Genomic DNA, 15,254 nt, shown 5'->3' with positions numbered 1-15,254 from the left:
TGGATCGGTCGGATAGCGTTTCAGCTTCCGCTCGATATGCGCTACGCGAGCGCGGGTTTCTCGGGTCCACATTCCGAGCTTGAATCACGACATCCCGCGTCGCTCCAAGCATTTTCAAACGGTTTCTGAGCAGAACTCACACCACCCAAGTAGATAAACAGATAATGCGAAAAAAAAGGAACCATCAGAAATACTTGGTAGAGCTTTTCTGAGTGAAAAATCGAGAAATAACCTTGCTGATACCAGTTGTCGAGGTCACATTTTTCCGTCCGATCCCAGCATGGCCGTGAGACCAAATGCATCGCTGCCTCCGAATACCATTTTTGTCACCAGCACCTGACTTCTTACGCTGCGGTGCAGCGAGAGACTTGGCCCTATCCTTACCAAAGGACAAAGCGCAGGAGAGATAGGAACTATCTGCCTAGACTGCCTACCCTGCCGGACCCTCAGCACACGCAGATCAGCCCTACTGTCGGCGCACACGACAAAGCGCACACCACCAATACCACCAATCTGATACATATTTTGAAGTATGGTGGAGCTGAGCGGGATCGAACCGCTGACCTCTACAATGCCATTGTAGCGCTCTCCCAACTGAGCTACAGCCCCGCTTTTCTGAGGAATTATGGGACAGTCCTCACGGTGTGGGCGGACTTATAAGGGCTTGACGCACGGTTCGCAAGAGAAAAATCATGCGTTCCCATTTTTCGCCGCCGACACGAAAAACACCGGAAACCTGAGGGCAGATTCCGGTGTTTTCACAGAGTGCTACTTGGCCCGCAACAAGGAGCCTAATAACATCATTCGTCGCTGTCGCCGGCCTCCAGATGGTCCATCACCTCGGCCATGTCATCGTCGTCTTCACCCAGATCCGAAGCATCTTCAATCAGGGCATCATCATCCTCATCGTCCAGCAGCGGTTCATCCAGGTCGTCTTCACCCACAGCAGCCACGGCAGCAACAACCTTGCGAGGAGCATCTCCGCGGGTTCCCTTGCCACCACGCTTGATTTTAGGCGCGGCATCCTTTTCGTGGATGGCTCCACACTTTGGACACACAACAGGATCTTTACACATATCATAAAAACGGGCGCTGCACGTTGTGCAGGTATGCTTGCTGCCCCATTCCGGCTTGGCCACCAGAAAACCTCCAGATCTTGTGAACGTCATACGGTCAATGCCGCATTTGCCATCGAACGTGGCCCCTGTCAAAAGCAAAAAACAGATCGGGATACAAACCACCGCATGATCTCTACCACCAAGCGCCTCTCTGTGCTATCGGATGGCCTGCGCCCACTGACACAGCGCACCGATAAGCGGAGTTTACAAATGAGTTCGGCACCCGCGCGTCCTGTTACCCTACGGTCACAAGCAGCATCCCCCTTGTCCGGCACGATCAGGGTTCCCGGCGATAAATCCATATCGCACAGGGCACTGATGCTCGGCGCTATATCCGTTGGTGAAACCATTATTGAAGGACTTCTGGAGGGAGAGGACGTCTTGCGGACGGCCGAAGCCATGCAAAAGCTGGGGGCAACCGTCCGCAAGGAATCCGACGGCCGGTGGATTCTCTCCGGACGGGGTGTTGGCGGACTGGCCGAACCCGATGATGTTCTGGACATGGGCAACGCGGGAACAGGAGCGCGACTGCTGATGGGGCTCCTGTCCAGCCATTCCTTCACCGCAGTCTTGACCGGCGATGCATCCCTGCGCAGCCGCCCCATGGCACGGGTTACAGACCCGCTGGAAAAAACAGGGGCCCGCTTTCTCAGCCGCACACGGGGACGACTTCCTGTTACCATAACCGGGACGAAACGCCCCCTCCCCCTTGACTACACACTGCCTGTTGCATCAGCACAGGTAAAGAGTGCCATCCTGCTTGCCGGGCTCAATACACCCGGCCAAACCCGCGTTGTAGAACCCTCGCCCTCGCGGGATCACACTGAACGCATGTTGAAAGCCTTTGGCGCTGACATCCAGGTAGAGGAAAACGGCGCAGGGCGCATCATCACCCTGACCGGACACCCCGAACTGACCGGGCAGACCGTCCGCGTGCCGGCAGATCCCTCCTCTGCCGCATTCCCGATCGCAGCAGCCTTGATTGTACCCGGTAGTCACCTAGCCTTGACCAATGTGTGTATCAACCCCTCGCGAATCGGTCTTTACAAGACCCTGCAGGAGATGGGAGCTGACATCCATTTTGAGAACGTACGCGATGAAAACGGGGAGCCCGTCGCCGACCTTGTCGTCCGTCACAGCCCCCTGAAAGGCATCAATGTACCGGCAGAACGGGCCCCCAGCATGATCGACGAATACCCGATCCTGTCGGTTGTTGCGGCCTTTGCCAGCGGTGAAACACGCATGAATGGCCTTGGGGAGCTGCGGGTCAAGGAAAGCGACCGTCTGGCCCTGATGACTGACGGTCTTCTGTCCTGTGGCGTGAATGCCCGCACAGAAGGCGATGATTTAATTATCCAAGGCACAGGAAAGCAACCAGAGGGCGGGAAGATGATTGCTGTACAGCTTGATCATCGCATAGGAATGAGCTTTCTGGTCCTCGGAATGGCTACAAGAACGCCGGTTTCTGTTGATGATGCTCGCGCCATTGACACCAGCTTCCCTGATTTTGCGAACCTTATGAACAGCCTGGGTGCCCGCATCACCCTGGCCCCGGAAGAGTAGGAAACCATGACACATCCCGTCGTTGTCACCGTTGACGGCCCGGCTGCCGCCGGAAAAGGAACATTGGCCCGCCGCCTGGCTTCTGCCCTTGGCTATGCTTATCTGGATACAGGCATCCTGTACCGGATTGTCGGCATGAAAGTACTGCGCAGCGGGGCCCGTACAGACGATACAAAAACGGCCTGCGACGCCGCACGGTCCCTGACACCAGCCGAAATCAGCCGCCTGTCCGGACACAGCGAGCTGCGGAGCGAAGCAACAGGGCAAGCCGCCAGCCAGGTTGCCGCCATTCCCGACGTACGCCATGCCCTGCTGGACCTACAGCGTACATTTGCTACCAATCCACCGGAGAACCGACCCGGGGCTGTTCTGGATGGGCGCGATATCGGCACAGTTGTCTGCCCGGACGCTATGGTCAAATTGTTTATAACCGCAAGCGTAGAAGAACGTGCCCGTCGTCGGCTGCTGGAGTTGCAGAACCGGGGAATAGAGGGTATAGAGTCCGAAATCCTTGCCGATATCAGGGAACGGGACCGGCGCGACACAGAACGCTCTGTCGCACCCTTGGCCCGCCCTGCGGATGCCTTGGTGCTTGATACCACCGACATGGACGCTGAGGCGGCCTTCTTGGCTGCCTTGGACTATGTCCGGCAAAAGGGTCTTGTTGTAGACAGGCACAACGCTGCCTGTGGGTAATAGGCCGCGAGTTGCGGAAGACCTCGGGATTCAACCCGTGGCCGGAAATATAATGTATGAAAGGAAGATGTTTACCTATGGTTGATGCCACTTTTGAGAGCTTTGAGGCTCTTCTTGATGAATCCCTGTCCGCTGAACGCGGCATTGAAGGAACAGTCCTGCGTGGAACGGTCCTGCGCGTCGACGGCGACTTTGCCCTTGTTGATGTCGGCCTGAAGTCCGAAGGACGCATTGCCCTGAAAGAATTCTCCCGCGCCGGAGAAGAAGTCGAGCTGAAAGCCGGCGACCAGATCGATGTGTTTGTGGAGCGCTACGAAGACCGCGACGGACTGATTGTCCTGTCCCGCGACAAGGCACGCCGCGAAGAGGCCTGGAACGATCTGGAGAAGACCTTCACCGCCAGCCAGCGCGTGGAAGGGATCATCTTCGGACGCGTCAAGGGTGGCTTCACGGTTGATCTGTCCGGAGCTGTAGCCTTCCTTCCGGGATCGCAGGTTGATATTCGCCCGGTGCGCGACATTGGCCCGCTGATGGGGCAGCCGCAAACCTTCCAGATCCTGAAAATGGACCGCGCCCGTGGCAACATCGTTGTCTCCCGCCGCGCTGTTCTGGAAGAAAGCCGTGCCGAAGAGCGTGCGAAGCTGATGTCCGGCCTGAAGGAAAGCATGATTCTGGACGGTGTTGTCAAAAACATCACCGACTATGGTGCCTTCGTTGATTTGGGCGGCGTCGATGGCCTGCTGCACGTCACCGATATTTCCTGGAAGCGCGTGACCCATCCATCCGAAGCCCTGAACATCGGTCAGACCGTCAAGGTTCAGGTCATTCGCTTCAATGCGGAAACCCAGCGTATTTCGCTTGGCATGAAGCAGCTGGAAGCTGATCCATGGGAAGGCGTTGCCGCCAAGTACCCGGTTGGAACACGCTTCATCGGTCGCGTGACGAACATCACCGACTACGGCGCCTTTGTCGAACTGGAAGCTGGCGTTGAAGGCCTTGTCCACGTCTCGGAAATGAGCTGGACCAAGAAGAACATTCATCCGGGCAAGATCGTTTCCACCTCTCAGGAAGTGGAAGTCATGATCCTGGACGTCGACGGCGAAAAGCGTCGTATCTCCCTGGGCCTTAAGCAATGCGCCGGCAACCCGTGGGAAAGCTTCGCATCCCAGCATCCGGCCGGCACGGAAGTTGAAGGTGAAGTCAAGAACATCACCGAATTCGGTCTGTTTGTTGGCCTGCCCGGCGAAATTGACGGGATGGTCCACCTCTCCGACCTGTCATGGTCTGAGTCCGGGGAAGAAGCCGTCAAGGCCTATAACCGTGGCGACATGGTCAAGGCCAAGGTTCTGGATGTTGACATCGAGAAGGAGCGTATTTCGCTGGGTATCAAGCAGCTGGGTGAAGACCCGTTTGCCTCTGCTGCCTCTGGCCTGCGCAAGGGACAGACCGTTACCGCCGTAATCACCGCCGTTCAGGACAACGGGATTGAGGTGGAAGTAGACGGAGCAGTTTCCTTCATTCGCAAGTCCGACCTGTCGCGTGAACGCAACGAGCAGCGTACAGAACGCTTTGCCGTCGGTGAAAAGATCGACGCCAAGATCACTGCCATTGACAGCAAGACCCGCAAGATCAGCCTGTCGATCAAGGCACGCGAACTTGAGGAAGAAAAGCAGGCCATGGCGGAATACGGATCCACGGATTCCGGCGCCCTGTTGGGTGACATCCTTGGCGCTGCCCTGAAGCAGGCCAAGGAAGAAAAAAGCAAGGCTGACTGAACCTTGTGATCCCCCCGGTTCGCCTCCGGAATAAACGGGGCGAACCGGGCAAGAAAAAAGCCCTCCCGGTACCATGCGTACGGGAGGGCTTTTCATGTTGTTTTGTCCTGATAGACGAAAAGAATCACAGAACTACTAAAAGGTGTTTATTCATATATGGTTATACTTGACGTTCCAGCAGTCCTTTGGCAGGATGCTGCCGTTCATGAATTTCCTGACGGTGCGTATTGCCACCGTGCGATAATTCTGCCGAAACGCTGTTGTCCCGTGTCGGGTTCGGGGTACCTTGACAGACCTGAAAGAGGGGAACGTTACATGACCAAATCAGAATTGATCGCGCGGCTTGCCGAAAGAAACCCGCATCTTTACCAGAGAGATATTGAACGCATCGTCTCGACAATTTTCGACGAAATTTCGTCAGCCTTGGCGAATGGAGACAGGGTCGAGCTGCGCGGGTTCGGTGCATTTTCAATCAAGAAGCGCGATGCCCGTCTGGGGCGCAATCCACGTACCGGAGCATCTGTTGAGGTTTCGGAGAAGGCTGTTCCGTACTTCAAAACCGGCAAACAGCTGCGTGAGCTTCTGAACACAAAATCCTGATGCTGCGGTTTCTTTCTTGGCTTTCTGGCATTCCCTTGGCCGTAGCCATGGTTCTGTTTGCGGCCGCCAACCATGAACCCGTTCAGGTTGGCCTATGGCCTCTGCCGTGGGTCATCGAACTCCCCCTCTATCTGCTTGCCCTTGCCCCCTTGGCAACAGGATTGCTGATTGGTCTTGCGCTGGGTTGGATTGCCGCAGCACCTGCCCGCAAGGCAGCACGGGCAGAACGACGTCGCGCCCGGTTCCTGGAGGGGCAGATTCGCTCTGTAGTCGGCGGAAATCTCGACAACGAAGCCGGCAAGAAGAATGACCAGGCGGCACTTCCCGGCAACTGAAGGCAAGACGTGTCTTTGCATGGCATAACCCGTTGCCCTTGCTCTCCTTATACAGGCACAATAGACAGGCGGCTCTAGCCGATACAAGAACGGGTGCCTTATCACTGATCCATGACTGCGGATACAAACCAGCTGACAGAACTTCTTGCACTGCTTGCTGCGGCCGCTATTTGCGTGCCCTTGGCCAGACGCATGCGCTTGGGAAGCGTCCTTGGCTACCTTACCGCCGGGGCCATTATCGGACCATGGGGGCTGAGGCTTATTTCATCCGTGCAGGATATCCAGAGACCGGCTGAGTTTGGCGTGGCCTTTCTTTTGTTTATCGTTGGCATAGAGATGAAGTTAAGCCGCCTGTGGCTGATGCGGCGGCAGGTCTTCGGGCTGGGTGGGGCACAAGTCACGCTAACCGCCGCCATTCTGGGCAGTTGCGCCTGGGCATTGGGAACACCCGCCGCCATGTCTGTGATCGCCGGTCTGGGGCTGGCACTTTCCTCAACGGCCATGGGGCTGCAAACGCTGTCCGAACGGGGGGAACTCGCAACAGCTTATGGCCGAAGTGGTTTTGCTATCCTTTTGCTGCAGGACCTTATGGTGCCTGTTCTGTTTGCCCTGGTTCCTATCTTGTCTATCCAGAATGTAGCCCTTACAGCATCGCTGGGTTTGGCAATCGTGCAAGGGGCAGCCATTCTAGCCGGGGTAACCTTGGCCGGGCGGTTCCTGTTGCGTCCGTTCCTGCATATTGTTGCGCGCTCCCACAGTGCCGAGGTCTTCACCGCTACAATTCTTCTGATTGTCCTTGGTATTGGGTGGCTTACAGAGCACGCCGGCATGTCTATGGCTATGGGTGCGTTTCTCGCCGGCCTTCTTCTGGCCGATTCAGAGTTCCGCCATCAGATCGAGGCAGATATCACGCCGTTCAGGGGGCTTCTGCTGGGACTTTTCTTCATGGGCGTCGGCATGGCCATAGATTTTGGTCTTCTGGCACAAAGCTGGATGCAGATTGCCGGGCTGGTACTCGGACTTCTCACGATTAAAACCGTAATCTTGGTTCCGTTGGCACGCCTTGCTGGACTTTCCTGGAGTAATGCCGTACGGGTTGGACTCCTCCTGTCACAAGGAGGGGAGTTTGCCTTCGTTCTGCTGGGATTTGCACAAAATCAGGGAGCGATTGCGAGCGGCCTGACAGACCTTCTGATCCTTGTGGTTTCTCTTTCCATGGCAACAACGCCCGCGTTGGCGGCGGCCGGGCATCGTCTGGCACGTATGATGGAGCAAACCACAAGCAAGTCCCATTATCATACCCCCGTAACCATCCCGTCAGAAGAAGGCAGTGGGCACATCATCCTTGCCGGATTTGGCCGGGTTGGCCGCATCGTTGCTTCGCTTCTGGATGCAGCCGGACAGACCTACATAGCCTTTGATCATAATCTTGATGCAGTAATTCAGGGGCGCAGCAAGGGCTACCCTGTCTTCTTTGGCGATGCAAGCCGCCCCGAGGTCATGCGTGCTGCCCATGCCGGCAAGGCTGCCCTGGTCATTCTAACGATGGATGACCCCCTCTCCACAGCACGTGCCCTGGCTTCTATCCACCATATGTATCCAAGGCTGTCGATCCACTGCCGGGCGCGGGATCACGAACAATCCTGTGATCTGACCCAAGCCGGGGCAACGTGTGCTGTACCTGAAACGCTGGAGGCAAGCCTGCAATTAGGAAGAGCTTCCCTGACAAATCTGGGCTTAACAGGTGAACACGTCGAAAGAATTCTGGAGCAATTCCGGTCTGATAATTACGCTGTTCTACAAAGAACCTTGGAAGAGAGACATTCGGCAAAGAACCTATGAACAGAGATAATGCAGTCCAGGTATGGGCCATACTCCTCCCGTGATGGACCGGAAAAACTCACCGGGTCATCAGGCGCTGCAAGCTTCCATCTGCTCTCATTGCCCTGATCGCGCCATTCAGTTTCTCTATGAAATCATTGGCCCAAGGCGTCATGGCAATAGCCCGCGCTGAATACCCAACATAAGCCTTCTCTGCGTTAACAACGGCTGTCTCGACAACTTCGGATCCTGAGCCCCCTGCAGCCTTGACAGCACTCTGGACCGAGAGCCGGTCATTGACATAGCAATCCACACGAGCTCCGAGGAGCTTCTTGATATTCACTTCTGTCCCATTGGCGTCCTCTACGCGGATTGCGCCGGCATCACGCATCTTCTGGAAGGCCTCGCCAGCAACTGTGAAGCCCAAGTTGTTACCGAAAAGCATGCCGGCGTACCCTTCAGGGAATGACTGCCCGACCACACGGGTTGCAGCCTCGGGTGTACAGAAGACTGCAACGACCTCCTCGTACAAAGGCTCGGAATACACGCTGATATAGGGGCGCTCTACCTTGCGGAGATAAGGGGGGAAAAGAGCAAAAATCTCTCCTGTCTCCATACCCTTCAGGCCACGCTTCCATGGGACCATCACTATGGAAACATCGTAATCCCCAGCAATACGACGGGCCACTTCCTGTAAAACATCAACATACAGACCGCCGGGATTACCACCACGATCAAAAGAATAGGGTGCGTAGTCATTATCACCGTACAAGGTCACTTTCTGGGCAGCGTAAACTGATGACCAAATGCCGCCAACAAGAATACAGAAAGCCGCCAAGGACGCTGCACGCAAGCATAATCTTATACCAAACTTTTTATGGATTGCAGTGACCACCGTTACCTCCTGTGACACGAATAATGAAGCCAAGAGACATTTGGTATCCCAATGAAAACTGTCTACAGGGCCCACCAGCTATATCATGAAAACAGGAAGCTCTTATAGGTTGTATTTCTGATGTTAAGAAACCCGATAGATTGATCGACGGCAGTATTGATGTGACCGACAAGCCGCCGTGCCACATCGAAGCTGTCTGTGCCGAGCGCAATCTTCACAAAACGACCCAGCTGAGGTGCCAGATCGATGGGTGCCCGTCGCCGGAAATAGAGTGTACGCCCTTGTTGTACGATATAGCGACTGGTCACGTTGCGATCCCAATGTATCCAAAAATGTATCCAAAAATGTATCCAAAAACGCGCTGTTTAACGTATCCCAAACCCGGAGGGGGCAGAAGGGGTCCCGTTAATGCATTGTTTTTAAAGCAAAAATCCCCGCGACATGTTTCAGTCGCGGGGATTTTTATGGCGCACTCGACAGGATTCGAACCTGTGACCCCTGCCTTCGGAGGGCAGTACTCTATCCAGCTGAGCTACGAGTGCTTTATAATGTCCCACCATGCCGCTTACACAGCGGGGAAGCGGACAATACTGCATGTTCTCCGGTTAAAGCAACGACAATCGACCACAGGAAAGCAGCAAAACACAGCATAAACCCATAAGCCGGATCAGGCATGCCCGGCTGTGTCGCTCAACATGGCCGGCTCAAAACCCAGTTTACGGATGGCCCGCTCCCACTTCTGTTCTGTTTCTTGGCCAAAAAGAAGGGCCTCATCAGCGTCAACAGTCAGCCAGGCATTCTCTTTCAGCTCGCTGTCCAGCTGACCGGGGCTCCAACCTGCGTAACCCAGCACCATCAGGCTGGCACGCGGCCCCTCTCCGGCCGCAATGGCCTGCAAAACATCTGTCGTCGCCGTCAGGGCAATGTCTGAATCAACGGTCAAGGTCGCTGGCTGGCTGTATTCCGCCGTATGCAGGACAAAACCGCGTGCGGATTCAACAGGTCCACCAAAATGAACCCGGATATCCTTGCAATGGGGTGTACTTTCAATACCCAATTGTTCCAGAATGTCGGGAAAGGATACTTGGGCGATAGGACGGTTTATAACCAACCCCATGGCACCTTCCGCAGAATGGGCACAAACGTATATGACGGTACGGGCAAAATTCGGGTCATTGATGGCTGGCATGGCGACCAGACATTTCCCGGCGATATAACCTGATGTGAGCTGTGCTTTTCCCATGACTCTCCATCTATTCGCTAACGGGCGCCAGTGCAAGCCATGTAATGTGCAAAGCGGGGCATTTGGTCGATTGTCTCACGAAGCAGGGCCGATACCTAGACAGGGAAATCGGGAAAGGCTGGTTTATGGCTGGCTGGCTTACTTTCAACAGCGGGTGGCCAAAGTCATGCCCAAGCCACCAGAAGGGGCACTGATGCGTCATTTACTGTTTTTTCTTTTCATAACAGCCTGCTCCATATCTCCGTTGCGGGCACAGGGGGAAAGCACCGCCTTCTTTGTCACAACCCCGGAGGCCCGCATCAGTCTTCTGGCCGGACAGACAGCAACAAAAGGACAAAGCGCCCTTCTGCTCGGGCTTCGCTTTGAGCTGGAAAAAAGCTGGAAAATCTATTGGCGCAATCCTGGTGACGCTGGATTTCCCCCAACCCTGTCATGGGACAATTCGGAGAATCTGGCTGATGCCAGAATCATCTGGCCCGTTCCGTCACGATTTTCCTGGGCCGGTCTTGAAACCATTGGGTACGAAGGTGATATCACCCTGCCCATAGAGGCACAGATCGTGGACCCGGCCAAACCGCTCCACGCCAACCTACGGGTCGACTATCTGGTGTGCTCGGACATTTGCATACCCGGAGCCGTCAGCTTGGCCCTTACGCTGCCGAATGGAGAAGGATCCATATCGGCAGATGCCAAACAGATCAATGCATACAAGAAGCAAGCTCCTGGTTCCCATCACGGTCTTCGTATTCTGTCCGCTGCGTACAAAACCGGAGAGGACGGCCTGCCACGTCTGAGCATAGAAGCCGAATCAGACACGCCTTTCTCGGATGCCATAGACCTCTTCGCTGAATACGACATACGGGACAACCCTGAATTCGTCGGCACACGCAGACCAACGGTTACAACAAGCAGCGACAGGAAACGGATCTATCTGGAGACGCAGCTGGGAACACGTCCCGCTCTTGACCAGCACCTCACACTGACCCTCGTCGATGGAAACAGGGGGACAGAAACCAAACTGATACCTGATCACGCGTCACCGTCACCTACACTCTCCCAGCCGGGATTGGTAGCCATGCTGGGACTGGCTTTCATTGGCGGGCTGATCCTGAACCTGATGCCCTGCGTCTTGCCAATCCTGTCATTAAAAATCCTGCATCTGGCCCATCATGCTGGACGGAACCAACGCGAGATACGTATGGGATTCACCGGATCCGGTATCGGCGTCGTCCTGACCTTTGTGGGAATTGGAATCATACTGGCAGCCCTGAAAGCAGGTGGGGCGGCCCTTGGATGGGGCATTCAGTTCCAGAATCCCCTGTTCCTGGGAATTCTGGTCATTATCCTGACCGTTTTTGCCCTGAATCTCTGGGGCTTGTTTGATATTCGCCTGCCAAACTGGTTGTCGCGGGCAACGGAAAGATCGCTTCCATCCTCATCGCAATGGCTCCCATCCCTCGCCAACAGTGTTTTTGCAACCCTTCTGGCAACTCCGTGCTCGGCACCATTTCTGGGTACCGCTGTTGGATTTGCCCTAGCACAAGGCCCATGGGATATCATGTTGATATTCGCGGTTATGGGATTTGGCATGGCCCTTCCCTGGTTTCTGGTGGCCATTACTCCCCAACTTGGGCAATGCCTGCCTCGGCCCGGACACTGGATGATCCGCTTGCGTCAGATTATGGGGCTTGCACTTTTGGCAACTGCCTTCTGGTTACTCACGGTCATCATTGCCCAATACCGTGGACCCGACAAGCCAGAGGAAGGATGGGTTGCGTTCGACACACAGATGATCGACGCTCACGTTGCCAATGGTCAAACCGTTTTTGTCGATGTTACGGCACGGTGGTGCATAACCTGCCAAGTGAACAAGGCCGTTGTCCTGTCGCAGGAACCAGTTTCCACACTTCTGTCACAACCCGGCATTATGGCCATGCAAGCAGACTGGACCAGCCAGAATCCGTCCATATCGCAGTATATGGCCAGCCGCGGGCGATATGGCATTCCCTTTAACGCAGTTTACGGCCCGGGACGACCGGATGGCATCATCCTGCCGGAACTACTGACCGCCCGGGCCGTACAGGAGGCACTGAAACAAGCCCAATATCCTGACAAACATATCATTACGGAAAACAACAGGACTGTTCCCTGAAGCGAAATCTGCTCCTGTGTTATAATCCGCTGTCCATAAGCAGAAACGGCGGGAGACCCGGAATGACGCTGTTCAGGGCACTGAGGGCCTTGCTGCTTGCGTATGCCATCCTTCCCGCTCCATACGCCATGGCAGAGGGATTGCCGGTTGTTACAGGCGACTACCCGCCCTACTCCGGCCAGACACTTCCCGGGGGTGGCATATCAACTCAGCTGGTCATGGCTGCCTTCAAGGCTGCCAATATGGCTGAACCAGAAATTCTGTGGGAGTCCTGGAAGCGCGGCTATGAACGCAGCAAAGGCGGTGAGATTGCGGCAACGTTCCCCTATGCCAAGGACGAAGAACGTGAACAGCACTTCCTGTTCACAGACCCGCTCCACATAGATCAAGTCTCGTTCTTTACCCGCTCTCTGGACATCGATGCCGTCAACGGATCCTGGGCCAGCATGAAGATCTGCATTCCTCAAGGGTGGATTGTAGAAACCTTCCGCGAGGTTATGGACACATTCTCCCTGACCCTGCAACAACCCGCCAGTATGGAACACTGCATGAAGATGCTGCAGGGAAAGAGGGTTGACCTGGTGCCATGTGCAACAATTGTCGGCATTTACGAAATCAAACAAGCCTTTGGCAGTACAGAGGGTTTTACAGCCTCACCCCATCACCGCCGGGAAAACAGAACGTATCTGATGATAAGCCGCGCGTGGCCGGATGCCGACAAGCTGGTTGAGTCTTTCAACATGGGGCTGAAATCAATCCGCGAGAGTGGAGAATACGCCCGTATTACCAAGGAATATACACTAAAAAGCCCTTGATCTTCCCAAGCTTGATGGCATTGAGCCGCTGTATCAATCCAGATGCAGCTTATGGCCCTACAGACGGAGAAACAGGATGAAACGCTTCCCTGCCCTGCTCGCTATTCTTCTGTTCTGCATACATGCCGGGCCGTCTGCAGCACAAGATCCGCTGTCGCTGGTAACCGGAGACTATGCCCCCTATTCCGGTGAAAACCTGCCCCAAGGCGGACTGTCCACAATTCTGGTGCGCGCAGTTTTCAAGGCTATGGACATGCCCGAACCAAAAATGCTGTGGATGCCTTGGAAGCGCGGATACGAACAGGCAAAAAGTGGTGAATTCCCGGCAACCTTTCCCTACTTCAAGGATTCCGAGCGCGAGAAAGATTTTCTCTTCTCCGAGCCTCTGCACATCTACAAGCGCGTATTCTTCGCCCGCTCACAGCACATTGAAGCCCTGAAGGGTGAGTGGAACAGCATGCGCCTGTGTGTACCCCTTGGCTGGACTGTTGAGCCCTTTACAGAAATCATCCGCGAGTATTCCATGGAGCTGCAGCGCCCTGCATCTCTGGAAAGCTGCATGCGCATGCTGGAAAGCAGCCGCACCGACCTGATCGTTGATGACGAGATTGTGGTGGCCCACGAGCTGAAAAGGACCTTTGGCACCACCGATGGCTTCTCGCCTTCCACACACAAGCAACAGGAAGATCGCAGTTACTTTCTGGTCAGCCGTGCGATCAAGGATGCACCGAAACTTCATGAAACTTTTAATGAAGGTCTGGCAAAAATACGGGCCAGCGGAGAGTACGACAAGATTGTCGAGACGTACCGTCGGGAACATCTGAAATAAGAGACAGGATAAAAGAAAGACCCCTCTATAACAGAGGGGTCTTCTGTATGCCTGAACCCAGTCAGAAGTCCGGTCAGTAACGGTATGCGTCGGACTTGAAAGGCCCCTCGACGCTGACACCAATGTAGTCGGCCTGGGCCTTGGTCAGCTTCGTCAGCTTCACGCCCAGCTTTTCCAGATGCAGAGCGGCAACCTTCTCATCCAGAACCTTAGGCAGGACATAGACGTCCTTCTGATAGCTGGCGTAGTTCTTCCAGAGTTCAATTTGGGCCAATACCTGGTTGGTAAAGGAAGCAGACATCACAAAGCTGGGATGACCGGTTGCACAACCCAGATTGACCAAGCGCCCTTCAGCCAACAGGATGATGCGCTTCCCGTCGGGGAACTCGATCTCGTCAACCTGAGGCTTGACATTGTGCCACTTGAAATTACGCAGTCCAATAACTTGGATTTCATTGTCAAAATGGCCGATGTTGCAAACAATGGCTCGGTCGTGCATGGCACGCATATGGTCAACCGTAATAATGTCCACATTCCCGGTCGTGCTGACAAAAATATCCCCACGCGGAGCAGCTTCTTCCATCGTCGTGACTTCATAGCCTTCCATCGCAGCCTGCAAGGCGCAGATAGGATCAATTTCCGTCACGATGACACGGCATCCCGAAGCCCTGAGCGATTCCGCAGAACCCTTGCCCACGTCACCAAAGCCGGCAACAACCGCCACTTTCCCGGCCAGCATAACGTCTGTCGCACGGCGGATACCATCAACCAGGGACTCACGGCAGCCGTACTTGTTGTCAAACTTTGACTTGGTGACACTGTCGTTGACGTTGATCGCCGGGACACGCAGCTTGCCTTGGCGGGCCATGTCATAGAGACGCAACACACCTGTCGTGGTTTCTTCCGAGATACCGCGAACATCGTCCAGCAATGCAGGATACTTGTCGTGCATCAACTGGGTCAGGTCGCCACCATCATCAAGGATCATGTTCGGACGCCAGCCATCGGGTCCATGGATCGTCTGTTCAATGCACCACCAGAACTCTTCCTCGCTCATTCCTTTCCAAGCAAAGACGGGAATCTTTGCCGCGGCGATCGCAGCTGCGGCCTGATCCTGTGTGGAGAAAATATTGCAGGATGACCAACGCACCTGGGCGCCCAGCGCAACCAGTGTCTCGATCAGAACGGCTGTCTGGATGGTCATGTGAAGGCAACCGGCAATCCGCGCGCCCTTCAGGGGCTTTTCGGCACCGTATTCCTCACGCAGGGCCATGAGGCCCGGCATTTCGGTTTCAGCGATCACAATTTCCTTGCGACCCCAGTCAGCCAACCCAATATCCTTGACCTTGCAATCGGTAAAACTCATGGCGATGCTCCGCATTCCAGATTGATTCACAGGCCCGGACACACGG

The 15,254-nt window shown here is 55.1% G+C and carries 14 protein-coding genes and 2 tRNA genes; 9 read left to right on the top strand and 7 right to left on the bottom strand.

Annotation, left to right across the window (positions count from 1 at the left end):
* Positions 1–533 precede the first annotated feature (533 nt).
* Both HEQ72_RS09770 and HEQ72_RS09765 read right to left on the bottom strand, forming a co-directional pair.
* Positions 534–609: transfer RNA gene (locus tag HEQ72_RS09770), tRNA-Ala, on the bottom strand.
* Between the two features lie 191 nt (positions 610–800).
* Complete coding sequence (locus HEQ72_RS09765; RefSeq protein ID WP_168021299.1) at positions 801–1,139, bottom strand: TIGR02300 family protein; 339 nt, start codon at positions 1,137–1,139, stop codon at positions 801–803.
* A gap of 189 nt (positions 1,140–1,328) precedes the next feature.
* Between HEQ72_RS09765 and aroA the strand changes: the two genes are divergently transcribed.
* From aroA to HEQ72_RS09735, 6 genes are all read left to right on the top strand, one after another.
* Positions 1,329–2,681 (top strand): 3-phosphoshikimate 1-carboxyvinyltransferase, encoded by a 1,353-nt coding sequence (gene aroA / locus HEQ72_RS09760; RefSeq protein ID WP_168021298.1) that lies wholly within the window; start codon positions 1,329–1,331, stop codon positions 2,679–2,681.
* Positions 2,682–2,687: 6 nt separating this feature from the next.
* Positions 2,688–3,377, top strand: coding sequence for a (d)CMP kinase (gene cmk, locus HEQ72_RS09755; RefSeq protein ID WP_168021297.1), 690 nt, complete (start codon positions 2,688–2,690; stop codon positions 3,375–3,377).
* Positions 3,378–3,454: 77 nt separating this feature from the next.
* Positions 3,455–5,152 (top strand): 30S ribosomal protein S1, encoded by a 1,698-nt coding sequence (rpsA, locus tag HEQ72_RS09750; RefSeq protein ID WP_168023232.1) that lies wholly within the window; start codon positions 3,455–3,457, stop codon positions 5,150–5,152.
* Positions 5,153–5,467: 315 nt separating this feature from the next.
* The gene (gene ihfB / locus HEQ72_RS09745; RefSeq protein WP_168021294.1) at positions 5,468–5,752 is read left to right on the top strand and encodes an integration host factor subunit beta; all 285 of its coding nucleotides are present in this window, start codon (positions 5,468–5,470) and stop codon (positions 5,750–5,752) included.
* The gene (locus tag HEQ72_RS09740) at positions 5,752–6,087 is read left to right on the top strand and encodes a lipopolysaccharide assembly protein LapA domain-containing protein (RefSeq protein ID WP_168021293.1); all 336 of its coding nucleotides are present in this window, start codon (positions 5,752–5,754) and stop codon (positions 6,085–6,087) included. The genes ihfB and HEQ72_RS09740 overlap by 1 nt, the downstream gene beginning before the upstream one ends.
* 111 nt (positions 6,088–6,198) lie before the next feature.
* Positions 6,199–7,929 (top strand): monovalent cation:proton antiporter-2 (CPA2) family protein, encoded by a 1,731-nt coding sequence (locus HEQ72_RS09735; RefSeq protein WP_168023231.1) that lies wholly within the window; start codon positions 6,199–6,201, stop codon positions 7,927–7,929.
* Between the two features lie 58 nt (positions 7,930–7,987).
* Here the strand turns inward: HEQ72_RS09735 and HEQ72_RS09730 are convergent, their stop codons facing one another.
* The 4 genes from HEQ72_RS09730 to HEQ72_RS09715 form a co-directional block, all read right to left on the bottom strand.
* Positions 7,988–8,803 (bottom strand): substrate-binding periplasmic protein, encoded by an 816-nt coding sequence (locus HEQ72_RS09730; RefSeq protein ID WP_168023230.1) that lies wholly within the window; start codon positions 8,801–8,803, stop codon positions 7,988–7,990.
* 83 nt (positions 8,804–8,886) lie between these two features.
* Entirely contained in the window at positions 8,887–9,111 is a 225-nt protein-coding gene (locus HEQ72_RS09725; protein WP_168021288.1) for a DUF6538 domain-containing protein, read from the bottom strand.
* Positions 9,112–9,268: 157 nt separating this feature from the next.
* Positions 9,269–9,345 (bottom strand) — tRNA-Arg (locus HEQ72_RS09720).
* Between the two features lie 125 nt (positions 9,346–9,470).
* Positions 9,471–10,046 carry a YqgE/AlgH family protein gene (locus tag HEQ72_RS09715; protein WP_066133249.1) on the bottom strand — a complete coding sequence of 192 codons (576 nt, stop codon included), beginning with the start codon at positions 10,044–10,046 and terminating at the stop codon, positions 9,471–9,473.
* 166 nt (positions 10,047–10,212) lie between these two features.
* On the opposite strand from HEQ72_RS09715, the gene HEQ72_RS09710 reads away from it, so the two are divergent.
* The 3 genes from HEQ72_RS09710 (at position 10,213) to HEQ72_RS09700 (ending at position 13,842) form a co-directional block, all read left to right on the top strand.
* Positions 10,213–12,198, top strand: a complete 1,986-nt coding sequence (locus tag HEQ72_RS09710; protein ID WP_168023229.1) for a protein-disulfide reductase DsbD family protein — start codon at positions 10,213–10,215, stop codon at positions 12,196–12,198.
* Positions 12,199–12,260: 62 nt separating this feature from the next.
* Complete coding sequence (locus tag HEQ72_RS09705) at positions 12,261–13,013, top strand: substrate-binding periplasmic protein (protein ID WP_168023228.1); 753 nt, start codon at positions 12,261–12,263, stop codon at positions 13,011–13,013.
* A 76-nt stretch (positions 13,014–13,089) separates the two neighbouring features.
* Positions 13,090–13,842 carry a substrate-binding periplasmic protein gene (locus tag HEQ72_RS09700; RefSeq protein ID WP_168023227.1) on the top strand — a complete coding sequence of 251 codons (753 nt, stop codon included), beginning with the start codon at positions 13,090–13,092 and terminating at the stop codon, positions 13,840–13,842.
* Between the two features lie 73 nt (positions 13,843–13,915).
* Here the strand turns inward: HEQ72_RS09700 and ahcY are convergent, their stop codons facing one another.
* Complete coding sequence (gene ahcY, locus HEQ72_RS09695; protein ID WP_168023226.1) at positions 13,916–15,208, bottom strand: adenosylhomocysteinase; 1,293 nt, start codon at positions 15,206–15,208, stop codon at positions 13,916–13,918.
* Positions 15,209–15,254: the final 46 nt, after the last annotated feature.

Source organism: Haematospirillum sp. 15-248, assembly GCF_012102665.1.
Lineage (GTDB): Bacteria > Pseudomonadota > Alphaproteobacteria > Rhodospirillales > Rhodospirillaceae > Haematospirillum.
Note: the sequence above shows the minus strand (reverse complement) of the source record. Positions and strands in the feature narration are given on the sequence as shown.